The 26,984-nt window shown below is 44.3% G+C and carries 21 protein-coding genes; 6 read left to right on the top strand and 15 right to left on the bottom strand.

The features are described 5' to 3' along the window. Positions 1 to 192: 192 nt before the first annotated feature. Together argS and NB504_RS14135 are read left to right on the top strand one after the other, a co-directional pair. Complete coding sequence (gene argS, locus NB504_RS14140) at positions 193 to 1,929, top strand: arginine--tRNA ligase (protein WP_258429117.1); 1,737 nt, start codon at positions 193 to 195, stop codon at positions 1,927 to 1,929. 83 nt (positions 1,930 to 2,012) lie between these two features. Continuing rightward, positions 2,013 to 2,441 (top strand): HIT domain-containing protein, encoded by a 429-nt coding sequence (locus NB504_RS14135; RefSeq protein WP_017042525.1) that lies wholly within the window; start codon positions 2,013 to 2,015, stop codon positions 2,439 to 2,441. A 112-nt stretch (positions 2,442 to 2,553) separates the two neighbouring features. Here NB504_RS14135 and NB504_RS14130 read toward each other — a convergent pair whose 3' ends face one another. The 5 genes from NB504_RS14130 to znuA all read right to left on the bottom strand — a co-directional run bounded on the left by NB504_RS14130 (position 2,554) and on the right by znuA (position 10,485). Continuing rightward, entirely contained in the window at positions 2,554 to 2,784 is a 231-nt protein-coding gene (locus tag NB504_RS14130; RefSeq protein ID WP_017045231.1) for a FeoC-like transcriptional regulator, read from the bottom strand. Beyond that, complete coding sequence (gene feoB, locus NB504_RS14125) at positions 2,781 to 5,054, bottom strand: Fe(2+) transporter permease subunit FeoB (protein WP_258429114.1); 2,274 nt, start codon at positions 5,052 to 5,054, stop codon at positions 2,781 to 2,783. The genes NB504_RS14130 and feoB overlap by 4 nt, the downstream gene beginning before the upstream one ends. Then, on the bottom strand, positions 5,054 to 5,281 hold the full coding sequence (locus NB504_RS14120) for a FeoA family protein (protein ID WP_013856356.1): 228 nt from the start codon (positions 5,279 to 5,281) through the stop codon (positions 5,054 to 5,056). The genes feoB and NB504_RS14120 overlap by 1 nt, the downstream gene beginning before the upstream one ends. A gap of 790 nt (positions 5,282 to 6,071) precedes the next feature. Further along, complete coding sequence (locus NB504_RS14115; protein ID WP_258429113.1) at positions 6,072 to 9,434, bottom strand: AraC family transcriptional regulator; 3,363 nt, start codon at positions 9,432 to 9,434, stop codon at positions 6,072 to 6,074. Between the two features lie 172 nt (positions 9,435 to 9,606). Further along, a complete protein-coding gene (gene znuA / locus NB504_RS14110; RefSeq protein WP_019280899.1) occupies positions 9,607 to 10,485 on the bottom strand; it encodes a zinc ABC transporter substrate-binding protein ZnuA in 879 nt (292 codons plus the stop codon). Positions 10,486 to 10,569: 84 nt separating this feature from the next. On the opposite strand from znuA, the gene znuC reads away from it, so the two are divergent. Together znuC and znuB are read left to right on the top strand one after the other, a co-directional pair. Beyond that, the gene (gene znuC / locus NB504_RS14105) at positions 10,570 to 11,352 is read left to right on the top strand and encodes a zinc ABC transporter ATP-binding protein ZnuC (RefSeq protein WP_017049130.1); all 783 of its coding nucleotides are present in this window, start codon (positions 10,570 to 10,572) and stop codon (positions 11,350 to 11,352) included. Then, on the top strand, positions 11,345 to 12,124 hold the full coding sequence (gene znuB, locus NB504_RS14100; RefSeq protein WP_026027242.1) for a zinc ABC transporter permease subunit ZnuB: 780 nt from the start codon (positions 11,345 to 11,347) through the stop codon (positions 12,122 to 12,124). Before znuC ends, znuB begins: the two co-directional genes overlap by 8 nt. A 77-nt stretch (positions 12,125 to 12,201) precedes the next feature. On the opposite strand, the gene sucD is transcribed toward znuB, so the two are convergent. The 8 genes from sucD to sdhC all read right to left on the bottom strand — a co-directional run bounded on the left by sucD (position 12,202) and on the right by sdhC (position 21,810). Beyond that, positions 12,202 to 13,074, bottom strand: coding sequence for a succinate--CoA ligase subunit alpha (gene sucD / locus NB504_RS14095; RefSeq protein ID WP_013856352.1), 873 nt, complete (start codon positions 13,072 to 13,074; stop codon positions 12,202 to 12,204). Next, positions 13,074 to 14,240 carry an ADP-forming succinate--CoA ligase subunit beta gene (gene sucC, locus NB504_RS14090; RefSeq protein WP_258429111.1) on the bottom strand — a complete coding sequence of 389 codons (1,167 nt, stop codon included), beginning with the start codon at positions 14,238 to 14,240 and terminating at the stop codon, positions 13,074 to 13,076. The genes sucD and sucC overlap by 1 nt, the downstream gene beginning before the upstream one ends. A gap of 201 nt (positions 14,241 to 14,441) precedes the next feature. Then, positions 14,442 to 15,650: a 2-oxoglutarate dehydrogenase complex dihydrolipoyllysine-residue succinyltransferase gene (odhB, locus tag NB504_RS14085; protein ID WP_013856350.1), complete on the bottom strand. Its 1,209-nt coding sequence runs from the start codon at positions 15,648 to 15,650 to the stop codon at positions 14,442 to 14,444. 30 nt (positions 15,651 to 15,680) lie between these two features. Beyond that, complete coding sequence (gene sucA, locus NB504_RS14080) at positions 15,681 to 18,491, bottom strand: 2-oxoglutarate dehydrogenase E1 component (RefSeq protein ID WP_258429110.1); 2,811 nt, start codon at positions 18,489 to 18,491, stop codon at positions 15,681 to 15,683. A gap of 89 nt (positions 18,492 to 18,580) precedes the next feature. Then, complete coding sequence (locus NB504_RS14075) at positions 18,581 to 19,294, bottom strand: succinate dehydrogenase iron-sulfur subunit (RefSeq protein WP_013856348.1); 714 nt, start codon at positions 19,292 to 19,294, stop codon at positions 18,581 to 18,583. 15 nt (positions 19,295 to 19,309) lie between these two features. Beyond that, a complete protein-coding gene (gene sdhA, locus NB504_RS14070; protein ID WP_013856347.1) occupies positions 19,310 to 21,076 on the bottom strand; it encodes a succinate dehydrogenase flavoprotein subunit in 1,767 nt (588 codons plus the stop codon). After that, on the bottom strand, positions 21,077 to 21,424 hold the full coding sequence (gene sdhD / locus NB504_RS14065; protein ID WP_010318675.1) for a succinate dehydrogenase, hydrophobic membrane anchor protein: 348 nt from the start codon (positions 21,422 to 21,424) through the stop codon (positions 21,077 to 21,079). Continuing rightward, the gene (gene sdhC, locus NB504_RS14060; RefSeq protein WP_010318676.1) at positions 21,418 to 21,810 is read right to left on the bottom strand and encodes a succinate dehydrogenase cytochrome b556 subunit; all 393 of its coding nucleotides are present in this window, start codon (positions 21,808 to 21,810) and stop codon (positions 21,418 to 21,420) included. Before sdhC ends, sdhD begins: the two co-directional genes overlap by 7 nt. Positions 21,811 to 22,206: 396 nt before the next feature. Here sdhC and NB504_RS14055 point away from each other — a divergent pair, with 396 nt between their 5' ends. Further along, entirely contained in the window at positions 22,207 to 23,496 is a 1,290-nt protein-coding gene (locus NB504_RS14055) for a citrate synthase (protein WP_017042719.1), read from the top strand. A gap of 85 nt (positions 23,497 to 23,581) precedes the next feature. Here the strand turns inward: NB504_RS14055 and NB504_RS14050 are convergent, their stop codons facing one another. Beyond that, positions 23,582 to 24,337 (bottom strand): Nif3-like dinuclear metal center hexameric protein, encoded by a 756-nt coding sequence (locus tag NB504_RS14050; protein ID WP_258429109.1) that lies wholly within the window; start codon positions 24,335 to 24,337, stop codon positions 23,582 to 23,584. Positions 24,338 to 24,423: 86 nt separating this feature from the next. Here NB504_RS14050 and NB504_RS14045 point away from each other — a divergent pair, with 86 nt between their 5' ends. Beyond that, the gene (locus tag NB504_RS14045) at positions 24,424 to 25,182 is read left to right on the top strand and encodes a DUF1853 family protein (protein WP_017048880.1); all 759 of its coding nucleotides are present in this window, start codon (positions 24,424 to 24,426) and stop codon (positions 25,180 to 25,182) included. A 68-nt stretch (positions 25,183 to 25,250) separates the two neighbouring features. Here the strand turns inward: NB504_RS14045 and pgm are convergent, their stop codons facing one another. Next, the gene (pgm, locus tag NB504_RS14040) at positions 25,251 to 26,897 is read right to left on the bottom strand and encodes a phosphoglucomutase (alpha-D-glucose-1,6-bisphosphate-dependent) (RefSeq protein WP_088729036.1); all 1,647 of its coding nucleotides are present in this window, start codon (positions 26,895 to 26,897) and stop codon (positions 25,251 to 25,253) included. Positions 26,898 to 26,984: the final 87 nt, after the last annotated feature.

Here is a 26,984-nt window from a genome sequence, read left to right as displayed (position 1 = left end):
AATGATGATTATCGTCTAATAGTACCAACAACTCTTCGAAAAGTAGAAAATTTCCTAATTTAGTCCCTATAAGCGCCTCAATAAAATTGGTATTATGTGCGCCAAATGATGAACAAAATTAAGATATGTATTGGCACTAAATGGTGAATAAAATGCATACCTTTGCAATTCCAAGAATTAAAGGAAACGCGTGTGAATATCCAAGCACTGATTAATGACAAAGTATCTCAGGCTCTTGAAGCCGCAGGCGCACCAGCTGGCAGTCCTGCTGCTGTTCGCCAATCGGCCAAAGCGCAATTTGGTGACTATCAAGCCAATGGCATTATGGGCGTAGCTAAGCAACTGGGTACCAACCCGCGAGAATTTGCTCAAAAAGTATTGGATGTTCTGGACCTCGATGGTATTGCGAGCAAAATGGAAATTGCAGGCCCAGGTTTCATCAACATTTTCCTCAGTGAAGCGTTTCTTGCTAAACAAGCGGATATCGCCCTAGCAGATGAGCACCTTGGCGTAACCAAAGAAGCGCAGAAGACGATCGTCGCAGACTACTCAGCGCCTAACGTTGCTAAAGAGATGCATGTAGGCCACTTACGCTCAACCATCATTGGTGACGCCGTTGTACGTACCTTGGAATTTTTAGGCCATAAAGTGATCCGCGCCAACCACATCGGTGACTGGGGCACGCAATTTGGTATGTTGATAGCCAACCTTGAACGTGTGCAGCAAGAATCTGGTAACGAAGTTTCAATGGAACTTTCCGATCTTGAAGCTTTCTATCGTGAGTCAAAAAAACTCTACGACGAAGATGAAGTGTTTGCCGCTAAAGCACGAAATTATGTGGTCAAACTACAAAGCGGTGACGAATTCTGCGCTCAAATGTGGAAAAAATTGGTGGACATCACCATGATCCAAAACCAGCGTAACTATGATCGTTTGAATGTTTCGCTCACGCGCGATGATGTGATGGGCGAAAGCATGTACAACGACATGTTGCCCGGCATCGTAGCCGATTTAAAAGAAAAAGGTTTGGCGCAAGAAGATGATGGCGCACAAGTCGTTTTTCTTGAAGAATACAAAAATAAAGATGGCGAGCCGATGGGCGTTATCATCCAAAAACGTGATGGCGGCTTCTTATACACCACAACCGATATCGCGTGTGCAAAATACCGTTATGAAACCTTGGGTGCGGACCGTGTGCTGTACTTTATCGACTCGCGTCAACATCAACACCTAATGCAAGCATGGACGATTGTCCGCAAAGCGGGCTATGTACCTGAAGAAGTGACTCTTGAACACCACGCCTTTGGTATGATGCTAGGCAAAGATGGCCGCCCGTTCAAAACTCGTGCTGGCGGTACTGTTCGTCTGGCCGATCTTCTCGATGAAGCGCAAGAGCGTGCCGCTAAATTAATTGAATCCAAAAACCCTGATTTAGACGCCGCAGAAAAAGCGAACATTGCCAATACTGTCGCGATGGCCGCAGTGAAATACGCTGATCTTTCTAAGCACCGTACTACCGATTATGTGTTTGACTGGGACAACATGTTGGCATTTGAAGGTAACACTGCACCTTACATGCAGTATGCCTACACACGTGTTGCGTCAATTTTTGCTAAAGCAGGCGTATCGATGGATAACCTGACGGGTGAAATTAAAGTCACACAAGAGAAAGAAAAAGCTTTGATTGCGAAACTTCTGCAGTTTGAAGAAGCGGTACAAGCCGTTGCCCGCGAAGGCCAACCTCACATTATGTGTAGCTACCTATTTGAATTAGCTGGCCAATTCTCTAGCTTCTATGAAGCATGCCCTATCTTAGTCGCTGAAGATGAAAGTGTGAAACAAAGCCGCCTAAAACTGGCTGCGTTGACAGCAAAAACCATCAAGCAAGGTCTGTCTCTACTCGGTATTAATACATTAGAACGTATGTAACGACAACTATGAGTGAATGAAAGGGTTGACCATGGTCAGCCTTTTCTTTTATCGGTGATAACATCCGTGCAAGTGAGATTGACATGAATTTTGAACTCCACCCACAACTGGCCAAAGACACTTCCGTCATTGGTGAATTTCCTCTTTGCTTAGCCTTACTCCATAAAGATAATGCCGTGCCTTGGATTATTCTGGTGCCTAAACGTGCCAATTTGAAAGAGTTGCATCATCTACCAATGCAGGAACAGCAACAATTTTTATGCGAATCTCAAGCCGTTAGCCAAGCTCTTGAAGCCACGTTTTGTCCAGATAAACTCAATTTAGGTGCGCTGGGTAACATGGTGCCTCAGCTCCATATTCACCATGTTGCTCGATTTAAAAATGACGTAGCATGGCCAGGGCCTATCTGGGGCAATACTCAAGGGATAGTGAGAGCCGAACAAGAACAGCAAGCGATCTTAACCAGAATCCAAAATGTTCTATCACTGAGTTCTATTTTTAGAAAAGGATAAACGTCGTCTCTCACACCATATATTAGGTAAAAGATAGATTGGGTAAAAGTTTGAAAGCCGCTGACATCAGCGGCTTTCGTTTATCAGACAGAATGCCTAGCATCAATTATGACTAAAGTACGACAGTCAAAGACAGCCCGTTATTTCGGTTAAGCCCATAACGCACTCTTGTTACGCGGTTAGCCTTGTTGGTATCGATAGTGCGCGACAACACACCTTTTCTTATCCACACGGCTAACATAGCGTCAACGCCGTCCTCACTGAGCGAAAACTTTTTCGCAATCGCCGAGCGGCTAACGATCCCATTCTCTTCAATGTAGCGCTTTAGCTCATTTAATATCATGCCACTTGTACCTCAAGCACCGTTTTCTGCTGGAGTCCTTTTCGCTTAAGCATTTTAAAGGTCAACAAACTCGCCATAACAATGGCAATAATCCACGTTAAACTTTCGACAGGGGTTTCGGTGATCCTTGTCGCTTGGTAATAAAGCGCAGCGCCACCATACGCAAGCCCCATCGTCCATACTGCGATAAAACGAGCGTAATTCGCACCAAACTCACGAACATAAGCCCCCATGGCTGCAACACAAGGCGTGTAAAGCAAAATGAAGATAAGGTAGGCAAATGCGGCATGACCAGTGACAAAGTGCTGTTTCAAATTACCAAAGATTGAGGCATCTACGGCTTGCTCTTCAGCCACTGCGCTACTGTCTGTCAAGTCTCCGACTTCGATACCGAGCGGATCAGAGAAGCTTAATCCCGTTAGGTTTTCTGGAATAGACATAACCGCTTCTTGTAGGCTCGCCATTAGGTCATATTCACTTTCATCACCTTCAGCAGAGGTATATAAATTGTTTAATGTTCCGACTACCGCTTCTTTTGCAAAAATACCCGTGATGATACCCACTGTCGCTGGCCAGTTATCTTGATTGATACCAATAGGAGCAAATACCGGCGTAACCACTTGAGCCACTTTTGATAACACGGAGTTGTCACTATCTTCATTACCAAAGCTGCCATCAGTACCAACTGAATTGAGGAAGCTTAAGATCATAACAACGATGACAATCGTTTTCCCTGCACCGAGAACAAAACGTTTTAATTTCTGCCATGTTTTGATCATGACGTTTTGTACCGTTGGGATCTCGTAATCTGGCATCTCCATGACTAGGCTGTCGCTTGAACCCGGATAGATCGTATGCTTCAAAACCAAACCAGTGAACACTGCGGCTAAAATGCCCAACAAATAAAGAGCAAAAACTACATTTTGACCGCTTTCAGGGAAAAACGCCGCAGCAAATAGCGCATACACGGGCAAACGTGCACCACATGACATAAAGGGTGCCATCGATGCCGCTAATTTACGTTCACGTTCTTGATCTAGAGTTCTGGTCGCCATAATCGCGGGAACGTTACAACCAAATCCTAAAACAAGTGGAACAAACGCTTTACCCGGTAGGCCTATCTTCTGCATCACTTTATCTAAAACAAAAGCCGCGCGAGACATATAGCCAGAACTTTCGAGTACAGCTAAAAATAAGTACAAACAAGCGATAACTGGGATAAATGTGGCGACGGTTTGAATACCTCCGCCAAGGCCATCGGCTAATAATGTCACTAGCCAAATAGGCAAATGATCATCCAGTAAGTAGTGCCCGCCATCAACCAATAACGCCCCGACGCCAATGTCGAAGAAATCAATGAAAGCGCTCCCAATATTGATCGAGAACATAAACATTAAGTACATAACCACAAAGAAAAACGGTACACCCACCCATTTATTTAAAATCAGCTTATCTGCTTTTTGTGTAAAACTGTGGCTTAGTTTCCCTTCGGTTTTGCGGATCTGCTGGCATTGTTCATGCAAAAATGTGTATTTGGTATCAGCGACATGCAGATCAATATCCAAACCACTTTGCAATTGCTCTTTCTGGATAAGCTCACGCTGCACTTCTGGTAATCCATTAATCACCAAAAGATCATTTTCTAAGGCACGAATAGCTAATGCGCGAGGTGCCACTTGCTTATGTTGAAAAATAGTGGCTAATTTTCCGATCGATTGTTCAAATGCACTGCCGTAATCCAATAGCAGTTCTTTAAGAGCTACGCCTTGCAGCAGTACTTTATGCAGCTTTTCTTTGAATCGACTCACCTGCTCTTTACTGGTAGCAGAAAGCATAAAAACGGGGCAACCTAGAACTTTCTCAAGTTGTTGAATGTCTAGGCTTTGACGCTCTCTTTTTAAAGCGTCCATTTTATTCAAAACCACAATCATTGGACGCCCGAGCTCTCTCAATTGAAGCGTCATATAGAGGCTGCGCTCCAAACACGTCACGTCCACAACGTTAATGATTAAATCGGCAGGATGTGTAAGAACCGCTCTAGAGGCAATGGATTCGTCAATGCTGTTACTGTCATTCCCGCTGTCAAGTGCGTAGATGCCCGGCAAATCCGTTAGTATGAATTCATCTCCAGAATGAGTGTAGCGGCCCGTTTTTTTCTCAACTGTAACACCAGCCCAGTTACCGACTTGCTGCTTAGAACCAGTCAGCCCATTAAATAACGTTGTTTTGCCACTATTAGGGTTACCAACGGTTAGAATTTGATATCGCACTACGCTCTCTCCACTTCAATACAAGCGGCTATATTTTCACGTACCGCTAAAGAGACGCCTCTCACTTCAAGTTGAAGTGGATCTCCCATAGGAGCTCTTCTGATTAACGTAACAGTAGTTAGAGGCAGCAAGCCCATCACCATCAATTTTTTACGAATGTCATTTGGAAGTTGATTGAACGCGACAATGCTCGCGCTATCCCCTTCATTTAATTGAGATAATTTCATCTATCTTGCTCTCAATGGTAGTGGTAATGAGAAATATTTTTATTAACAGGCGAATAATACACGCGCTAACCCTCTATTTTATTGCGTGAAATCAAAGATTGCATAAATCCATCACGTTGTTTTCGGTAAATAAACTGACGTTAAAAACGTTAAAAAATTATCAGGTACAAATGAGCTCAACATAAAAAAATAAACAAAAACAGATAAAATAAAAATAAACCATTAAAATCAATAAGTTATGGTTAATTATGTATTTTGTCGTTTTTCTTATACTAGGTTGTCGTTAATTTTATAAATGAAATAAGTCCTTTGTCATATAGTAAATCCATCGAAAGGAATTACTCCTTAGATACAAATTCCAGAGGTGGTACGGGTGTTACTCGTATCACTCCGGCAGCAAGCGAAGGTGTCATTGACACCCGTGGTATAGTCCCCCCGGCTATACCACGATCTTTTTTTCTACTCATCTCATCTCATCTTTACTGCAACACAATCACCGACCCAGCCTGTTTATTGAGTAAGTGCTATTCCCAAAATAAATTGATATTACGACTTTGAGTATTAATGAGTGTATCTACGCAAACATAGACAAATATGCGCAACTAACACAGCAGCCAATCTAATCAAGAAGGGAGATACAGCTTGATTGCAGGTCGGCGGAAAGTGAGTTCATCTCCACACACCTGAATAAGCTTTATGATTAGGGTGACTGAATGTCGCTAACATCGCTGCAGCTTCAAGTCTTCAAGTCTTCAAGTGGGAAAGTTATCACTATTTATCAGGGGCGGTATTACTCGTTATCATCAACAAATTGGGTTGGCGATAAACCGAAGTGATGTTTAAATCTTTGGCTGAAATAAGACGGATCATTAAACCCACAATCAAAAGCGACTTGGGCGACTTTTCCTCCTGCAAGCAAATATTGGCACGCTTTCTCTAGTCGGATCTCATTTAGATACTCTTTGAATGTTTTATTGGTGATCGCTTTAAAACGACGCTGCAAACTACGCTCCGATACGAAGAGTGATTTAGCCGCACTAGAGGTACTAAATTCAGGATCTGAATAGTAATTGTGTACCAATTTTTCTACTTTTTTAAGCCACTCTTTTTCCGTTACATCAATAAACTTGTCCTCTGAATGCTCCTCTACGACGATCATTTCAGGTGCATCACTCACAAGCTCAACTGATGGCCAAGAAAGCTCAACTAAATTTCGTTCTGGCGATGAAAAAATATGTATTTCCCCACCACTGCGCTGTACTAACAGTTGCATCTCCTCTAGTTCAAAACCAGAGATACGCTTATCACTATTGATGGATTGCACCTGATCGCCACAGTCAATCATCACAATAAACAGTCTTTTCTCCCTTTCATAACAATGAATTTGTAGCTCTTGATTTCTATAAAGACGTTTTACCGCATCAGACAGTAGCGTATTGAAAATGATGTCTAGGTTAAAATGGGCAGATTCAATATAAGCTTGTTTAAGCTCATTGTTCACCGCCAACGAAATATTCGCTTTCGCGAACTCTTCACGCCATCCGTCCACACAAGAGTTCAAGATTATCGATAGGTCGTAGAGCAACTGAGTCGCTGTTTTATCATTTCTTACGTTACGAAGTAACGCCAGTTCACGTTTTACTTTTAAAGCTAAAGACTCAAGTCGCGCGAGTTGATGGAGTTGGGAGCGATAAATCAGCTGATTTAAGGTAGGAGTAATAGAATCTAACATCTGTTCAACAACGATATGGCGAATTTGTAATTGCTTGCGCAACTGCTGGTTATTAGTCAAAACAATTTTGCTTTGATGCCGTAGTTGATCCGTTTTCAAGGCCACCTGAGCTTTTAACTTTCGGTTTACTTTGGTAACCCAACGAGAACGCCACCATGAAGCAAAAGCAATAAGGCCTATAGAAAGGCAAAGGTAAAGAACAATAGCCCATGAAGACCAATACCACGGGTTATCCACAATAAATGATAGACTGTTTATCATACTGTTTTGCGGATGTGGGCTGTAATTTCTCACTAGCAAACGATAGTGTCCAGGTAACAGGTGATCAAGTGTCAACTGAGCGCTTTCTAATCTCTGCCACTCCTTATCCCCTGCAATACGATACTCCAATGATAAGGCTATCGATTCTGGCAATGCACCAAACAAAAAGCTTATCGAACTTCCATATTCCAATTCTAGTGTCTGAAAACGACCACGACCGAACATGACAGGAATGTGATCGACATTCACTTGGCTAAAGATAATATTGGTATTAGGAGGGGTAGCAACCGTGAGTTCAGAGGACCATGCTGTCACTAAACCAAAACGGGAACCTAACAGCAACTGCTGCTGGCTATTGATAATACTTGATTCGCAGACTCCACTTTTAAATTCATTATTCATCAATCCGTGTGGATCACCAAAATGCTTTACCATCTCACCCATAGGATTGTAGAGCGAGATTCCTTGTGAGGAAGTCAGCCAAATACCGTTGCCCGTTTCAGTTAAACATTTGGGGCTAATATTCTCTTCAACCATATCAATAGATCGAATATCACTACGATCATGTGCCAAAACAAAGACGCCATAAGCACTCGCAAACCAAACATCACCCTTGCTACTCTCAAATATATCAATGCTTTGTCCATAATGACTAGTCGCTCGGAGAAAAACAATTTTGCCTTTGTCAAAAAGATAAACACCATGGTCAGTGCCGATAAATACCCCTCGCCGAGTTGACTTAAGTTTTATTATTTTTGCAGGCAAAAATGCATCAACAAACCATACCGAACCGAAATCGGTGAGCGAGTTATCGGCCAACTGATATGACCACAAATGGTTACCTGTTGCTCCCCATAACAGTCCTTCATGATCAAATTCAAGGTGTTTAGTATCATTCGAACGCAGCTTAATAGGTAACATGCTCGTTTCTATCATCTTTTTTGTCTGCAAGTGATAAATAACAATGCCTGTATGTGTAGCTATCCATAGAGAATGATCATCTATTTGAGCGAAATCATGCACTTCTCCTGGGAAAATAAGTTTAGGCTCTTGCCAATTTTCAGCATCGACTTGGTATAACCCTTGTCGAGTTAAAAACAAATACCCTTTATTATCTGACCTTGTCACAATTTTTGTTATGGGATTATTGTTGAGCGGTGCAATGGAATGGCGCTTAAATTTTTGTCCAAACAGAGAAAAGTAACGAATACCTTTATCCGTTGCGATCCAAATCCCACCTTGTAAGTCATTGACCAATGAATAAATTTTATTGCCTGGTAACCCATTATTGTCTTGGTCATTACTTTCTAACTTGACGGTTTTACCTGTCAAAAACGAATGAACAAATAATCCATCTTCAGTACCAATCCAATACTCTTGATCTGTCTCAGCAACAGATAATACATGGGAATCTCCAACCAACTTTTGCTGGCGCTTTGGGTCCTCGACATCAATAATCAGCCCACCATTGAGCATTCCAATCACAAGCTCTCTACGTTTCTCGGAAAAATAGAGTTTCTCAATGAAGTTTTTACCAGAGCTGAGCACGTGAGAAAAACTCTCTCCATCTGATAGATAGACTCCAGCATTAGTGGCTAATACCCATTTAGAAAGCACAAACTTCGCATCATTAACGATTAATCGACTTGCTTGATTTAATTGATACATTTCTTTAAAAGAATAAGTAACTAACTTGTGGGTTTGCGCATGGTATGTATAAAAGTGCGTCTCATCGGCTAACCAGATGAAATTACCTGACGAACCTATTTTTTTTATGATGATTCCAGGCGTTAAGCTAAATACTAATTCGCGATCTTGTGCGGGATAAGTTCGATAAAGTTCATTATCAATGAACGTCCAAAAAGCGTTATTAAGATAGGTAATATTTTCGCTCTCTTGTGAAAGCACTGAGCCACGTCGGGGAAGGATGTTTTGTCCATCAAAGAAAACCACTTTGCCATGCACATCGTGTATCCAAATTCCCCCTTCTTCACCTAAAAACAAATTTTGTGCGGCAAAAATTTTCCCTTGAGCCTGAGCTGGCAATGGATAGAAGATGGAAGGTGCTTTGTCTAGAGCTTGTGTCCCCTGCGCTAATAAAAGCGTCAGGAAACCCAAGATCCAGAACAAAGCTTTAAAATAGTCATTCTTTCCTTTCAACAGACTGAGCCTCAATCAATAGCACGCCACATTGTAACCTGTTTTTTCGTGGCGATAATTATCAAAACATTCTAACCAAAGATAAGGCTTTTTGAAGCTAAGAAAGCGACAATCTGTGAATCTTTATCCTAGATTTCAGTGCAGATCGTACAACATACAATACAGCGTACATCTATTGAGACAAACAAGTGTAAAAGTTGTTGCTCAGCTGATTTAACAGCTCAAAATAGCTGCCACTTTTCACTTTGATATCTGCGCCTAATGGATCAAGTACTCCCGTTTTGACCTTAGTGCCACGAGTCACAGTATCAATCACCGCCGGGGTAAACTGAGGTTCTGAAAAGACACACTTTGCTTCATTATTAATAATGGAATTTTTAATGGTGATGAGCGTTTTAGCACCCGGCTTTCTGTCAGGACTAACGGTAAAATGGCCGAGGTTATTCAAATGGTATTGCTGTTCAAAATAGCCGTATGCATCATGAAAAACATAATATCCTTTATCACTAATTTTGCTCATCTTCTGCGTGATTGCTTGATGGGTCGAATCTAATTGAGCTAAAAAGCGGACTAAGTTTACTTTATACTGCTCGGCATTAGCGCTATCACTTTTCACTAAACTTGCGGTAATCGCCGCTGCCACTTGCTTGGCTTGATCGGTTCCAAGCCAAAAATGTGGGTCATACATACCATGGTGATGCCCATCATGATCGTGTTGTTCGCCACTGAGCTCTCTCAGTGTCAGGCCATCAATTTGGCTGATGGTCAAAACGTTGTGGTGACTCGCTAATGTCTTACTTAAGAATGGCTCAAGGTCTTTTCCATACCAAATCACTAAATCCGCCGCTCTGACTTTTTTAACATCAGAAGGGCGCAACGCATAGTCATGCGGTGAGGTATTTGCCCCCAGTAGTACTTCTGGTTCATTCACATCGAGAGTCAATTCATATGTAATCATCTGAATCGGCTTAATGCTGGTCAAAATGACCGTAGACCACGCCAAAGGCGATAATGTTATTAAGCAAAGAAGGAGCATAATCTGACGCAACATGATGGTTTTTCCATTCGGTATATAGCGTTAAAGGGAACGAAATGTTACATTATAACACTTCCGAATTGCAAATAAGTTCCATTCATGTCCAACTTAATTCAGCTGCAAGGCATTTGTGTCGAATTCAACAACCGCCGTGTTTTGGACAATGTCAGTATCAACCTAGAAAAAGGGAAGATTACTACACTGATAGGTCCTAATGGTGCGGGCAAGTCGACGCTCGTTAAAGTATTGCTCGGGCTACAGCCCGTCCATAGCGGAACGATGACGCGCGTAAAAAACCTTAAAATTGGTTATGTTCCTCAAAAGTTAAAACTTAATGACGCGTTACCACTCCCCGTTAAACGATTTTTAAGTTTAGCCGGACGTTTTAGTCAACAAGAGTTGCTAGACGCACTCAGACTAGTCGGGGCCGAGCATCTTCTTGATTATGATATGCATAAGCTGTCCGGTGGTGAAACGCAACGGATTCTTATCGCCCGTGCATTGCTACAGCGCCCAGGTATTCTAATTCTTGATGAACCAGCCCAAGGTGTTGACGTGCAAGGGCAAATTGATCTGTATGATCTTATCGATGCCATACGACATCGTTTCGGTTGTGGTGTCTTCATGGTCTCTCACGATTTGCATCTGGTGATGGCAAAAACGGATGATGTTATCTGTCTTCATCACCATGTTTGCTGTTTCGGTTCACCGGCAACGATTACTCAACACCCAAGCTATATCGCATTATTTGGTACTCGCAATCGCGAAGCCTTAGCTTTTTACCATCACAAACATCAGCATCATCACGACTTAGCAGGCCAACCTGTGAAAGGAGATGCAACTTGCTGTTCAAATCATTCACACGGTCACCACCATGATTGAATTTCTTCTTCCATCAATATTAGCAGGCCTTGGTATTGCCGTTATCGCAGGTCCCCTTGGGTCATTCGTGGTTTGGCGAAAAATGGCTTATTTTGGCGATACCCTCGCACACGCCTCGCTGATGGGATTGGCGCTAGGTTTTTTGCTTGATATCAACCTTTATCTTGCGTTGCTCGTTTGCTGTCTTGGGCTTGCAATCATTTTGGTTACTATGCAGAAACAGCAGCTTGTGGCGACAGACACTTTGCTCGGCATTCTCGCTCACAGCTCGTTATCTATTGGTCTCATTGCAGTAAGCTTCCTTGATAACGTTCGCATCGATTTAATGAGCTATCTCTTTGGCGATTTATTGGCAGTGAACTTTACCGATTTAGCCTTCATTTGGGGGGGAGCGATTGCAGTAAGTGCACTGCTATTTCTTTTTTGGCGGCCATTACTTTCAACTACAGTGAACGAAGAGCTTGCGTTTGTTGAGGGTATCAACGTTGATTTAATGCGTTTACTGCTGATGCTATTGATTGGGGTGGTAATTGCACTAGGAATGAAATTTGTTGGTGCTCTGATTATGACATCGCTGCTGATTATTCCCGCGGCGACCGCTAGGCGACTCACAAAAACCCCAGAGCAAATGGCAATATTGGCTTCTTTGGTTGGCGCTTTAGCTGTGCTGGGCGGGCTAATCCTCTCGTGGCATTTTGACACACCTGCAGGCCCTTCGGTTGTCGTGACGGCTACAACGATGTTTATGTGCAGTCAACTTGTAAAACGCTAGTATCAAAACCTATTGAATCTAAAGTAAAAACCCCGAAACAAGGTTCGGGGTTTGTCTTCAAACTGAGGGTGGCGTGATTACCAACCCGTCACTTCACGCAATGCTTTTCCGATATCAGCAAGGCTTTTGACAGTTTTAACACCTGCGGCTTCAAGCGCTGCAAATTTCTCATCAGCTGTCCCTTTACCACCAGAAATGATAGCGCCAGCATGACCCATCCGTTTACCCGGAGGCGCGGTCACACCAGCAATATAAGACACCACCGGTTTCGTGACATTCTCTTTAATGAATGCTGCGGCTTCTTCTTCGGCTGTACCACCGATCTCGCCAATCATCACAATCGCTTCAGTTTCAGGATCGTCTTGGAATAGTTTCAAGATATCAATGAAGTTAGAGCCTGGGATTGGGTCACCGCCGATACCAACACACGTTGACTGACCAAAGCCCTCATCTGTTGTTTGCTTAACGGCTTCATAAGTTAGCGTTCCTGAACGTGAAACAATACCCACTTTTCCTTTCTTATGAATGTGGCCTGGCATGATGCCGATCTTACACGCATCAGGTGTAATCACACCCGGACAGTTCGGGCCAATCATACGCACACCAGTCTCTTCGAGCTTCACTTTTACGTCAATCATATCGGTAGTCGGTATACCTTCAGTGATCGTCACAATAAGTTCAATACCAGCGTCAATTGCTTCTAAAATAGCGTCTTTACAAAATGGTGCAGGTACATAAATAACGGTTGCCGTTGCACCCGTTGCTTTCACTGCGTCACGCACCGTATTAAATACAGGCAGACCAAGGTGAGTTTGACCACCTTTACCCGGGGAAACCCCACCGACCATTTGTGTACCGTAGGCAATCGCCTGTTCGGAGTGGAAAGTTCCCTGACCACCAGTGAAACCTTGGCAGATTACTTTGGTGTCTTTATTAATAAGTACCGACATTATTTACCCTCCGCCGCAGCAACAACTTTCTGAGCTGCGTCCGTTAACGACTCAGCTGCAATGATATCAAGACCAGAATTTGCAAGTACTCCGCGTCCTAATTCCGCATTTGTACCTTCCAAACGCACGACTACGGGAACCGTTACACCAACTTCTTTCACCGCACCGATAATGCCCTCTGCAATCATATCGCAACGTACGATACCGCCGAAAATATTCACCAATACGGCTTTCACGTTGTCATCAGACAAAATGATTTTGAACGCTTCAGCAACACGCTCTTTGGTTGCACCACCACCAACATCAAGGAAGTTTGCAGGTTTTCCGCCATGAAGGTTAACAATATCCATAGTGCCCATTGCAAGGCCAGCACCGTTCACCATGCAGCCAACATTGCCATCAAGAGCAACATAGTTCAGTTCCCACTGAGCAGCATGAGCTTCGCGCTCATCTTCTTGTGAGAGATCGTGCATTTCGCGAAGTTTAGGTTGACGATAAAGTGCGTTTGAGTCGATGTTGATCTTGCCATCAAGGCACAACAAGTTCCCTTCAGCGGTGACAACTAATGGGTTGATTTCTAGCAATGCAAGATCATACTGGGTAAACATAGCGCCAAGACCTAGAAAGATCTTCACAAATTGCTTAATTTGGTCGCCTTCCAAGCCAAGTTTGAAAGCAAGTTCTCGGCCTTGGTAGGCTTGCGGACCAACCAAAGGATCAATCGCGGCTTTATGAATCAGCTCCGGAGTCTCCTCCGCTACTTTTTCAATTTCCACGCCGCCTTCTGTTGAGGCCATGAACACGACACGACGAGTCGCACGGTCAACAACAGCGCCTAAGTATAGCTCATTCGCGATATTAGAAGCTTCCTCGACCAAAATTTTTGATACTGGCTGACCATTTGCGTCCGTTTGATAAGTAACCAGATTTTTACCTAGCCATTTTTGAGCAAACTCTTTGACACCATCTTTAGTGTCGTGCAACTCAACACCACCCGCTTTACCGCGACCACCTGCATGCACTTGACACTTAACAACTTTCTTCACTGTGCTAATCCGACCCGCCGCTTCAAAAGCTTCTTGTGGAGTATCACAGGCATAACCTTCCGGTACAGGCAAACCGAATTCTGCAAACAGCTGTTTGGCTTGATATTCATGCAAATTCATTATGTTCTTCCGTTTGTTTATCCCTTAGGGGATTTATTATTTCCATAAAGCGGCAGCTATGCTGCGCCATATATCTGTAGGGTGCTTCTCAAATTAAGCGGCTGCAATTTATCCAAGAGGATAGCTTGTAGCCTTTTGCTTAAATGAAGGCTAGACGTGAGCCTGCCTAGCCTTAAATTCACTGAACAACGTTCAGTGAGGTTACACGTCCAGTAGCAGACGTGCTGGATCTTCAAGTAGCTCTTTTACTGTCACAAGGAAACCAACTGACTCACGGCCATCCACCAAACGGTGGTCGTAAGAAAGTGCTAGGTACATCATTGGTAAAATTTCCACTTTGCCATCCACAGCCATTGGGCGGTCTTGGATTTTGTGCATACCCAATATGGCCGCTTGCGGCGGATTAATGATCGGTGTTGACATTAACGATCCAAACACACCGCCATTCGTAATCGTGAAATTACCGCCAGTCAGTTCTTCAACCGTCAATTTGCCATCTCTTCCTTTGAGTGCAAGCTCTTTGATGCCCTTCTCAATTTCGGCAAGGCTTAGCGTATCGCAATCTTTAAGAACCGGAGTCACTAAGCCACGAGGCGTTGAAACTGCCATGCTAATATCAAAATAGCTGTGATACACAATATCTTGGCCATCAATAGATGCATTCACTTCTGGGTAACGTTTTAACGCTTCTGTTACCGCTTTTACGTAGAAAGACATAAAGCCTAAACGAATACCGTGTTTCTCTTCAAACAGACCTTGATATTGCTTACGCAGATCCATGATAGGCTTCATGTTAACTTCATTAAACGTCGTCAACATCGCCGTGCTATTTTTTGCCTCAAGCAGACGCTCCGCAACACGTTTACGCAAACGCGTCATCGGTACACGTTTTTCACTGCGCGCCATCGCAACGACAGGCTCAGGTTGACTTGAAGCAACTGCTGACGCTGATTTTGCAGCCGCTAGATGAGCATCAATATCTTCACGCGTGATACGTCCACCCACACCAGAGCCTTTCACTTGGCTGGCTTCCAAACCATGCTCGGCGAGTAAACGGCGTACCGCAGGGCTAAGCGCATCATTCGTTTCGTCTGTCAATGTGGCTTTGTGACGTTTATCAGGAGACGGCTCTGTATCGTTGGTGGTGTCTTTCGTCGGTTCACCGGCAACGGCACCGGGTTTCAATTTCGCCAATAACTGTTTCGAAAGCACCGTCGCACCTTCTTGCTCGATAATGGCTTCGAGAACACCCGCCTCAGGCGCTGGCACTTCAAGAATGACTTTATCAGTTTCAATCTCAACGAGTACTTCATCACGAGCGACGGCTTCACCTGGCTTTTTATGCCATGTCGCGACTGTTGCATCAGCCACTGATTCAGGTAGATCTGGAACCAGAATTTCAATTGTCATAATCTGTGTCTTCCTTTTACTTCTAGTTCGTTAAGCTAGGGTCAGAGCGTCTTCAACCAACGCTTTTTGTTGTTTCAAGTGTACCGACATATAACCAACGGCTGGTGATGCTGATGCAGGGCGACCTGCGTATTTCAGATCAGCACCGACTGGAATGGCAGAACGGAAGTTGTGTTGACTACTGTACCAAGCACCTTGGTTTTGAGGCTCTTCTTGGCACCATACATAGTCAACAACATTAGTGTATTGAGCGATAACCGCTTCCACTTCTTCTTTCGGGAATGGATATAGCTGTTCAATACGGACGATCGCAACATCATCTTGTTCGTTGTTACGACGTTGCTCAAGTAAGTCGTAGTAAACTTTACCTGAACAGAACACCACACGTTTCACTTTAGCTGCATCAAGGTTATCAATTTCACCAATTGCTGGTAAGAATGAACCTTCGGCTAAATCTTCAAGCGTTGATGTACATAGCGGATGACGCAGCAACGATTTTGGTGACATAACGATCAATGGTCGACGCATTGGACGAACAACCTGACGACGCAACATGTGGTATACCTGCGCTGGTGTAGAGGGAACCACCACTTGCATGTTTTGCTCGGCGCACAGTTGCAAATAACGCTCTAGGCGTGCTGATGAGTGTTCCGGGCCTTGCCCTTCATAACCATGAGGTAGCAGCATGGTTAAACCACACAAACGCGCCCATTTTTGTTCACCGGAAGAGATGAACTGGTCAATCACGACTTGAGCTCCATTGGCGAAATCACCAAACTGAGCTTCCCAAATCGTCAAACCACTCGGCTCCGCTGTCGCGTAGCCATATTCAAAAGCTAGCACTGCTTCTTCCGACAAAACCGAATCCAATACTTCAAAAGGACCCTGTTTATCATGGACATTCGCCAATGGAATATAGGTACTTGCGTCACTTTGGTTATGCAATACCGAGTGACGGTGGAAGAAGGTTCCACGCCCAGAGTCTTGCCCCGAGATGCGGATTCGCTTTCCATCATCAACTAAGGTTGCATAAGCCAGCGTTTCAGCCATACCCCAATCGAGAAGCTTCTCTCCATTAACCATCGCTTGTCGGTCGGTATAGATTTTATCCACACGACTTTGCAGTTTATGGCTTTCTGGATACTGACAAATTCGGTTACCCAGCTCTTTTAAACGCTCAAGGTCAACTTTACTATTCCATGGCATATCCCATTCATGGCCAATATACGGTGACCAATCAACAGAATGCAGTGCCATTGGACGCCACTCTTTCACCACGACTTCACCATGATCCAGAGCATCACGATATTCGTTGACTAACTGTGTGGCAATCTCGATATCAAACTCACCACGCTCTATCAAAACATCGGCATAAAGCTTACGCGGCGTAGGATGCTTTTTGATCTTTTGATACATCAGCGGTTGAGTTGCGTTTGGCTCGTCGGCTTCGTTATGGCCGTGACGGCGATAACAAACCAGATCAATGACGACATCACGCTTAAATTCATTACGATAATCGAGTGCAATGCGGGTGACGAAAGCAACTGCTTCTGGATCATCAGAATTGACGTGGAAAATGGGTGCCTGAACCATCTTAGCGATGTCAGTACAATACATAGTCGAGCGTGTATCACGAGGGTTTGACGTGGTAAAACCAACTTGGTTGTTAATAACAATACGTACCGTCCCTCCCACGCAATAGCCGCGCGCTTGAGACATGTTAAATGTCTCGGCAACGACACCTTGGCCAGCGATAGCAGAGTCACCATGAATCGAAATAGGTAGCACTGTCGAACCGTCTTCATCTCCCAATCGATCTTGTCGAGCACGAACTGAACCAATCACGACTGGGTTAACAATTTCAAGATGCGAAGGGTTAAATGCTAAGGCTAGATGCACATCACCGCCGGGTGTCGCAAAGTCAGCAGAGAAACCTTGGTGATATTTAACATCACCCGTTCCCCAGCTTTCACCATGCTTACCCGCAAACTCGTCGAACAGATCTTGAGGTTTTTTACCTAAGACGTTGACGAGCATGTTAAGACGACCACGGTGCGCCATACCAATCACAACTTCACGCATACCTGTGCTACCAGCATGACGGATCAACTCTTTCATCATTGGGATGAGTGCGTCGCCACCTTCTAAAGAAAAGCGTTTCGCACCAGGGAATTTCGCGCCTAAATAACGCTCAAGGCCTTCTGCGGCTGTCAATTCTTCGAGGAAAATTCGTTTTTCTTCTTTGCTGAAAGAAGGTTGTCCAACGACTGATTCAAGACGTTGTTGTATCCAACGCTTTTGTTCAGTGTCGATAATGTGCATGTATTCTGCACCGATGGAACCGCAATAGGTTTTGTTGAGGGCTTGATAAATGTCTTTCAATTTCATTGTCTCTTGCCCGATAGCAAAAGAGCCGACATTGAAAGTTTCTTCGAAGTCACCTTCGTTAAGATTGTGGAACGTTGGGTCTAATTCTGCCACTAATGGGCGTTGCCATAAACCTAGGGGGTCGAGTTGAGCCGCTTCATGACCGCGAAAACGGTAAGCATTAATCAGCTGCAAGACTCTTACTTGCTTAGCATCGACATCTGGATCACTAACTTGGACATTGTAATGCTTTGTTTCTTTCGCGAGTCGTCGGAAGTAGTCACGGACACGTGAATGTGGCTGTTCAACCACATTGTCAGCTTGCGCAGGCAAGCCATCAAAAACACGTTTCCACTCCTCACTTACCAGATCAGGATCACTTAGATACAGTTCGTAGAGGTCCTCTACGTAAGTTGCATTGGCGCCAGCCAAGTGTGAAGACTCGAGCCATGCCTTCATCACGCCGTTGTGCATATTTTCCCTTAACCAGTAGTTTTCACGTTTGCTTCGGTCTATGCCGAGCTATAAAAGGCAGGTCCGAAGACCTGCAATTTTTATTCATTTTAAACCGAACGGTTCACAAGCATTGATTTGATATGTCCAATGGCTTTCGTCGGATTTAATCCCTTAGGACAAACACTTACACAATTCATGATGCCATGGCAACGAAAAACGCTAAAAGCATCATCAAGATTAGATAAACGTTCATCTGTTGCGGTATCTCGGCTGTCAATTAGCCAACGATAAGCCGCCAACAAACCTGCTGGGCCGATAAACTTATCCGGGTTCCACCAGAAAGAAGGGCATGAAGTTGTGCAGCAAGCGCACATAATGCACTCATATAAACCGTCTAAATGCGCTCGCTCTTCTGGTGATTGCAAGTTCTCACGAGCCGGAGGCAAGTTTCCGTCAGTCACAAGGTAAGGTTTAACCTTCTCGTAATTTTCATAAAACTGGGCCATATCGACAATTAAATCACGGACGACTGGTAGCCCCGGCAGAGGTCGAATAACAATCGTGCCTTTGGCCAAAAGCGCGGATAATGGAGTGATACACGCTAATCCATTTTTACCGTTCATGTTCAAACCGTCAGATCCACACACTCCTTCACGGCACGAGCGACGAAAAGCAATGGTGGGGTCTTGCTCTTTCAGCAAAATGAGCGCATCCAACAACATCATGTCAGAGCCCTCTTCGACTTCAAGCAGATAATCCTTCATGTAAGGCTTTTGATCGACATCCGGATTATAGCGATACAAAGAGAATTTCAATTTCATAATAGTGCCTTCTCCTTAGTATGTGCGCGCTTTAGGCGGAAACGCTTCACGATAAATGGGTTCCATATTTACGCTACGCTTCGACATGCTTTCAGTCTCAGGGTTGTAAATTGAATGGCATAACCAATTAGCATCATCGCGTTCAGGATAGTCAAAGCGAGCGTGGGCTCCACGGCTTTCGGTACGATAATTTGCAGCAACCGCGGTAGCAAATGCTGTTTCCATCAAGTTTTCCAGCTCTAAACACTCGATCCGTTGAGTGTTGAACTCGGTTGACTTGTCTGAAAGATGTGCGTTCTTCAAGCGTTCACGAATCACTTTAAGCTCTTCAAGACCTTTAGCCATCGCTTCACCCTCACGGAACACCGAGAAGTTATTTTGCATACAACGTTGCAGATCTTTACGAATTTGCGCGGGATCTTCACCACCTGTACTGTTTTCCCAGCGGTTGTAACGTTCTAGCGATTTTTCAATGTCCGCTTCTGTGGCAGGTTTTGCGTCCGCTTGCTTTTTCAACGTTTCGCCCAAATGCAAGCCTGTTGCTCGGCCAAAGACCACTAAATCCAGTAGAGAGTTACCACCCAAACGGTTCGCGCCATGCACCGATACTGATGCAATTTCACCACACGCAAACAAACCTTGAACTTCCACATCAGCGCCTTTAGCATCTTGCTTAATCGCCTGACCTGAAACTTGAGTCGGTACTCCTCCCATCATGTAGTGGCAGGTTGGGATCACTGGAATCGGTTCTTTAACTGGATCGACATGAGCAAACGTACGTGACAACTCACATACGCCCGGCAGACGAGATTCCAGAGTTTCTTTGCCAAGGTGATCCAGTTTAAGCTTGATGTGTGGACCCCATGGACCATCGCAACCACGACCTTCACGGATCTCAATCATCATTGAGCGGGCTACTACATCGCGACCAGCCAAATCCTTCGCGTTTGGTGCATAACGTTCCATGAAACGTTCGCCATCTTTATTTAAAAGATAACCACCTTCACCACGACACCCTTCCGTCACAAGAACGCCAGCACCAGCAATCCCTGTTGGGTGGAATTGCCACATTTCGATATCTTGCATCGGGACGCCAGCGCGGATAGCCATGCCCACGCCATCACCCGTATTGATGTGCGCGTTGGTGGTTGAAGCATAGATACGGCCAGCTCCGCCAGTCGCTAATACTGTGGCTTTAGATTTGAAATAACAAACTTCGCCTGTTTCCATACACAAGGCGGTACAGCCAAGTACTGCACCCTCTTCATTTTTCACTAAATCAAGTGCGTACCACTCAGAGAAAATAGTGGTCTTATATTTAATGTTTTGTTGATACAAGGTATGAAGTAGTGCGTGACCAGTACGGTCAGCGGCAGCAGCGGTTCGAGCCGCTTGTTCACCGCCAAAATTTTTGGATTGCCCACCAAATGGGCGCTGATAAATGGTGCCATTGTCAAAACGAGAAAAAGGCAAACCCATTTTTTCTAGTTCAATCACCGACTCTGGACCATTCTTACACATGTACTCGATAGCATCTTGATCACCGATATAATCGGAGCCCTTTACCGTGTCATACATATGTTGTTCCCAGTGGTCCTCATGCGCGTTGCCTAAGGCAACGGTAATACCGCCTTGAGCCGAAACCGTGTGAGAACGTGTTGGAAAAACTTTAGAAAGCAGAGCACAGGATAAACCTTGCTCTGAAATTTGCAGTGCTGCACGCATGCCGGCACCACCAGCGCCGATCACTACGGCATCAAATTCACGAACTGGAATAGTCACTTACGCACCCCACAATACAAATAAGCCAGAGAAGAAGTATCCAAAGAGCACTGCAATAACGACCAATTGCAGGCCACCACGCAATTTAGAACACTTAATGTAATCCGTTAATACTTGCCATAAACCGATCCAACCATGGATAAGGACAGAGACTAACGCCAGCATTGTGAAGACTTTGGTAAAGGTTCCACCAAAAAACTGTGTCCATGAAACATAGGAGATATCACCAGAGAAAGCACAGAAGCTGACTAGGTAGATAGTATAAAGAGTCATAATGATCGCAGAAGCACGGATCAGCAGATAATCATGCACTCCGTTACGACCAAAAGAAGAAACATGTTTTACCATACCAATACTCCCGCTAAAACTGAAAGCACTGCTGTTGCGATGAAGGCGACTTTGGCACTCATAGCCCCTGACTCCAACTCTTCAAAGTGGCCCAGGTCCATCAGCAAATGGCGTATACCACCTGCAATGTGGTAAGACAGCGCTGTTAAAATTCCCCATAAAATAAATTTTGCGAAAAAGCCATTAACAATGTTGCTGGCTTCCATAAAACCTACCGGAGAACTTAACGAGAGGGAGAGTAACCACAGCAAAATTCCGACCGCAACGAACATCATCACCCCAGACACTCGGTGTAGGATGGATGCAATCGCACTGATCGGAAAGTGAATGGTCTGTAAATCTAAATTAACAGGTCTTGACTTTCTTTCTTTCACGGGCTTGCTCACTCAGCTCCATTGAGCATTTATAGTTATAAATGAATTTTGGTTGTAAAACCCACAAAAGTTAACATTATTTTAACATAAAGAGCCCGATATCGCGCAGTTAAATGTAATAATTCCGTTAACAACAAAGACAGAATGCAATACTGAAATACAGTTTCTAGCCTTTTATTTATAAGGTGTTCACCAAAATTTTCAGTGCCACTATACGGCTCGCAACATTCTAATACAATTGATGTAACAATTTTTGCTACACAGAACAGATTTTTAACTTTATATGTATAAAAAATCAAAACAAGTGCACACATCAGACGAGAAAAATTGACTTTAATTAAGAACACACGTAAAAAAATGTCACACAAACATCCTGGACGGATTAAATAATAAACAAAGGAGATTGTTATGGCAGATAAGAAAGCGACCCTTCATATTGAAGGTAAAGCGCCAATCGAGCTGCCGATTATGGATGGGACTGTAGGCCCACAAGTAATCGACGTTCGTAAACTAGGAGCCAACGGATACTTCACTTTTGACCCTGGTTTTCTTGCCACTGCATCTTGTGAATCTCAAATCACTTATATCGATGGCGAAAAAGGGGTGTTACTGCACCGCGGCTTCCCTATTGATCAATTAGCCAATAACGCTGATTACTTGGAAGTTTGTTATATTCTTCTTTACGGTGAAGCCCCTAATCGTAAGCAATATGAAGAGTTTAAACATACGGTGACGCGTCACACTATGGTTCATGAGCAAATCGCAAGTTTCTTCCACGGTTTCCGCCGTGACGCTCACCCAATGGCTGTAATGTGTGGTGTGGTTGGAGCGCTTGCTGCGTTCTACCATGATTCACTTGATATTAATAATGATATACACCGAGAAATAGCGGCTTACCGCCTACTCTCAAAAATGCCAACATTGGCGGCGATGTGCTACAAGTATTCTGTCGGCCAACCATTTATCTACCCGCGTAATGACTTAAGCTATGCCGAGAACTTCCTACACATGATGTTTGCAACGCCGTGTGAAGAGTATGAAGTGAATCCTGTGGTTGCACGCGCGATGGATAAAATTTTCACACTGCATGCCGATCATGAACAAAACGCGTCAACCTCAACGGTTCGCCTTGCCGGTTCTTCTGGTGCTAACCCGTTTGCCTGTATTGCGGCTGGCATTGCCTCGTTGTGGGGGCCTGCTCATGGGGGTGCTAACGAAGCCTGTCTGCGTATGCTAGAAGAGATAGGCAACGTTGATAACATTCCTGAGTATGTCGTCAGAGCAAAAGATAAGGATGATCCATTCCGCTTGATGGGTTTTGGTCACCGAGTTTATAAAAACTACGACCCAAGAGCGACGGTAATGCGTGAGGCTTGCCATGAAGTGCTCAAAGAGCTAAATATTCAAGACCCACTGTTAGATGTGGCGATGGAACTTGAGCGCATCGCGCTTTCTGACGAATACTTTGTTGAGAAAAAACTCTACCCTAACGTTGATTTCTACTCAGGCATTATTCTGAAGGCTATCGGTATTCCAATCTCTATGTTTACCGTTATCTTCGCAATGTCTCGCACTATCGGTTGGATTGCCCACTGGAATGAAATGCACAGTGATCCAGATAATAAAATTGGCCGTCCTCGCCAACTTTACACTGGTCAAAAAATGCGCAACTTTAAACCGTTACACGAACGCGAATAGCAAACCCAGTCATAATACCTAATAGAAAAGAGCGAGTTCCCACTCGCTCTTTTTTCATTGGATACATTGATCAGAAACAAACCCGCTACACAGGGTTATTGATATCGATAAACTCAACCTCAAAGCCATATTCGCTCGCTAACCATTCTCCCAGAGCCTTAACGCCATAACGTTCTGTGGCATGGTGCCCTGCAGAAAAATAATGAATATTTTGCTCTCTTGCTGAGTAGGTAGTCCGCTCTGATATTTCACCAGAGATGAACGCATCTAATCCATGCTGCGCCGCTAGATCGACGTAATCTTGCCCACCACCAGTACACCAACCCACCGTTTTGATGATTCTGTTTGAGCTCGGAGCTACGTGCAGTGACTGTCGTTGCAAAGCTTGCTCGATTCGTTGACTGAGCTCATCGGCTGTCAACGCTTGTTCAAAATGGCCGAACATGGCGACCGACTGAGGATGCCCTTCTAATCCGCCATCAACATGAATCCCCAACAAATCAGCTAGCAATTTGTTATTGCCTAATTCTGGATGGATGTCTAACGGCAAGTGATATGCGTATAAATTTATATCATTTCGTATCAAAGCTCGGATCCGGTGGCCTTTCATTCCACGGATGGACTCAGGCTCACTTTTCCAAAAATAACCATGATGCACTAATAAAGCGTCAGCATTTCGTTCAATTGCTTGTTCAATCAGCGCTTGCGAGGCCGTCACACCCGTCACAATCTTTTTGATTTCAGTGCGACCTTCAACTTGCAATCCATTAGGGCAATAGTCTTTAATCAATTGAGGATTAAGCTTTTGATTGAGCAGAGCTTCAAGTTTTAAATTATCCATCTTTCATTCCAAAATTGAGTTTTATCATTAGCGTGGTTATAACAATTTCAAGCTAGAATGTCGAAAAATAAGGACGAGAACAATTAATGACAATGGACCTCAACACACTGGCACACTGGGTGTCGACAACCCCTACTCTTTTTCAAGGAGAGGGTGTAGTCGCGGCGCGTACTCCTTTTTTACCCAATGTTCCGATATTGAAAGAAGAATACAGAGGGAACCCTAGATTAGGCTTTCTCTACCAGCATTTATGTTCTTTATTGTTTACGCTAAACCCCACTTATTCCGCCGTTTCTGAAGAAATTCAATTGAACGAAGCAGGAAGTACACTAGGTTCGCTAGATTTTGTCATCAAAAATAAACGCAGTCAGCGTTATGAGCATTGGGAAGTCGCAGTGAAGTTTTACCTGCTACATCAAGGGCTGTGGTATGGTCCCAATGCTCAAGATCGATTAGATCTCAAACTTGAACATATGCTGAACCACCAATTGACCCTTTCCCAATCAGCCCAATTTAGTGCGGCTTACCCACTTTGGCGTGACGTTAGCCGTCATTTACTGATGCAAGGGCGCTTATATGTAAACCCTTTTCACGATGAGCCTGTTCCTAGTGAATGCCTAGGTTATAAACTCAATCCGTCACAAATTGCTGGTTTTTGGTGTTATCAAAGCCAGTCACATCAAATAGATGAAGCGTTATTCTTACTGGAAAAGCCTCAATGGATTAGCGGGAAAGGTAAAAACTGCACGCGTTACACAGCAAATGAAGAGCATGGTTTTGTGCATTGCCAAAGTGACAGCGGAAAGTTCTGGTTCATCGTTCCCGACAGTTGGCCTCAGCTTTAACCAAGATAATAGACGACTAAATATAAAATAGGCGGCCTCTGGCCGCCTATTTTAATTGATAAGTTTGCTTACAAACCAGCGTCGGCAAAGACTTGATTAACAATCTGTTGCGCTTCCGCTTCGATTTGCTTGAGGTGCTCATCGCCCTTAAAACTTTCACAATAGATCTTATAAATATCTTCTGTGCCTGATGGACGAGCAGCAAACCAGCCATAATCAGTGGTCACTTTTAATCCACCGATGGCTGCGCCATTGCCGGGAGCATGCGTCAAGCGGGCTGTGATCTCATCTCCCGCTAATGTTTGCGCAGAGACCATCTCTGGTGACAATTTGCTCAGCACTGCTTTTTGTGGGCCATTTGCGACAGCTTGAATACGACTATATTTAGACTCTCCATGTTTCGCGGCCAGATCTTCATAATATTGCTGCGGATTTTTACCTGTGACAGCGGTGATTTCCGCCGCCAGTAAGCAAAGGATAATACCGTCTTTATCCGTTGACCAAGGCGTTCCGTCTTTACGCAGGAATGACGCACCTGCGCTCTCTTCACCACCAAAACCGAAGTGACCACTGTATAAGCCATCAACAAACCACTTAAAGCCGACAGGTACTTCACACAGCTCACGGCCAAGATCGGCGACCACACGGTCAATCAATGCACTTGATACTAACGTTTTACCAACAGCCACTTCTTTGCGCCATTGTTTGCGGTGACGATACAGATAATCGATGCATACGGCTAAGAAATGGTTTGGATTCATCAAACCTTTCGGAGTGACAATGCCGTGGCGGTCGTAGTCAGGGTCATTACCAAACGCGAGATCATACTGATCTTTTAACGCTAATAACCCCGCCATTGCATAAGGAGAAGAACAGTCCATACGCACTACACCATCTTTATCGAGTGACATAAATTGGAATGTCGGATCCACCGCTTCGCTCACCAGTGTTAAATCAAGCTGATACGCTTTGCCAATTTGACGCCAGTAGTCAATACCACTGCCACCGAGTGGATCAACACCCAGTTTTAGATTAGCTTTTTGGATGGCCTCCATATCAATCACATTCACTAAGTCATCAATATAAGGTTTCACAAGATCAACTTGTTTAAACAGCGGCGATTGCTTTGCCGACATAATAGGCAGACGCTTCACGCCTTGCATGCCTTCTGCAATGATCTCATTGGCGCGGTTTTCAATCGCTTGGGTGATTTCCCCTTCAGCAGGGCCGCCATGGGTAGGATTGTATTTAATACCGCCATCTTGTGGTGGATTATGAGAAGGCGTGATCACAATGCCATCAGCTTTTTGCGCGTGCTTCAAGTTATGAGTCAAGATTGCGTGTGAAATACCCGGCGTTGGCGTATAGCCATTATCCTGTTGAACGATCACTTCAATTCCATTAGCGATCAGTACTTCAAGTACACTAGAAAAAGCAGGCTCAGAGAGTGCGTGCGTGTCTTTTCCGACAAAAATCGGCCCAGTGGTTCCTTGCTGAGCGCGCACTTCTGCTACCGCTTGAGCAATAGCAAGAATGTGGTTTTCGTTAAATGTCGATTTATCCGCGCAACCACGATGCCCCGAAGTACCAAATTGCACTTTATGGTCTGGGTTAGCCGCATCAGGTTGAAGTAAAAAGTAGTTTGCAACGAGCGCAGGGATATTATGTAAGTCTTCCTGCCGTGCTTTTTGTCCGGCGCGTGGGTGCATAGCCATTTTTGACATCCTTTCTTAAAATAACAACGAAATAAAAAGCCTCATGATACGGACTTAGTGGTCCGCAGTATGAGGCTTGAATCAGAT

The organism is Vibrio sp. RM-69-4, assembly GCF_024743775.1.
Classification (GTDB): domain Bacteria; phylum Pseudomonadota; class Gammaproteobacteria; order Enterobacterales; family Vibrionaceae; genus Vibrio; species Vibrio anguillarum.
Note: the sequence above shows the minus strand (reverse complement) of the source record. Positions and strands in the feature narration are given on the sequence as shown.

Bases quoted from the DNA above. Each gene is read 5' to 3' on its own strand.
- NB504_RS14135 (WP_017042525.1), top strand. From the start codon at position 2,013: ATGAATTTTGAACTCCACCCACAACTGGCCAAAGACACTTCCGTCATT.
- NB504_RS14130 (WP_017045231.1), bottom strand. From the start codon at position 2,784: ATGATATTAAATGAGCTAAAGCGCTACATTGAAGAGAATGGGATCGTT.
- NB504_RS14120 (WP_013856356.1), bottom strand. From the start codon at position 5,281: ATGAAATTATCTCAATTAAATGAAGGGGATAGCGCGAGCATTGTCGCG.
- znuA (WP_019280899.1), bottom strand. From the start codon at position 10,485: ATGTTGCGTCAGATTATGCTCCTTCTTTGCTTAATAACATTATCGCCT.
- znuC (WP_017049130.1), top strand. From the start codon at position 10,570: ATGTCCAACTTAATTCAGCTGCAAGGCATTTGTGTCGAATTCAACAAC.
- znuB (WP_026027242.1), top strand. From the start codon at position 11,345: ATGATTGAATTTCTTCTTCCATCAATATTAGCAGGCCTTGGTATTGCC.
- sucD (WP_013856352.1), bottom strand. From the start codon at position 13,074: ATGTCGGTACTTATTAATAAAGACACCAAAGTAATCTGCCAAGGTTTC.
- sucC (WP_258429111.1), bottom strand. From the start codon at position 14,240: ATGAATTTGCATGAATATCAAGCCAAACAGCTGTTTGCAGAATTCGGT.
- odhB (WP_013856350.1), bottom strand. From the start codon at position 15,650: ATGACAATTGAAATTCTGGTTCCAGATCTACCTGAATCAGTGGCTGAT.
- sucA (WP_258429110.1), bottom strand. From the start codon at position 18,491: ATGCACAACGGCGTGATGAAGGCATGGCTCGAGTCTTCACACTTGGCT.
- NB504_RS14075 (WP_013856348.1), bottom strand. From the start codon at position 19,294: ATGAAATTGAAATTCTCTTTGTATCGCTATAATCCGGATGTCGATCAA.
- sdhD (WP_010318675.1), bottom strand. From the start codon at position 21,424: ATGGTAAAACATGTTTCTTCTTTTGGTCGTAACGGAGTGCATGATTAT.
- NB504_RS14055 (WP_017042719.1), top strand. From the start codon at position 22,207: ATGGCAGATAAGAAAGCGACCCTTCATATTGAAGGTAAAGCGCCAATC.
- NB504_RS14050 (WP_258429109.1), bottom strand. From the start codon at position 24,337: ATGGATAATTTAAAACTTGAAGCTCTGCTCAATCAAAAGCTTAATCCT.
- NB504_RS14045 (WP_017048880.1), top strand. From the start codon at position 24,424: ATGACAATGGACCTCAACACACTGGCACACTGGGTGTCGACAACCCCT.
- pgm (WP_088729036.1), bottom strand. From the start codon at position 26,897: ATGGCTATGCACCCACGCGCCGGACAAAAAGCACGGCAGGAAGACTTA.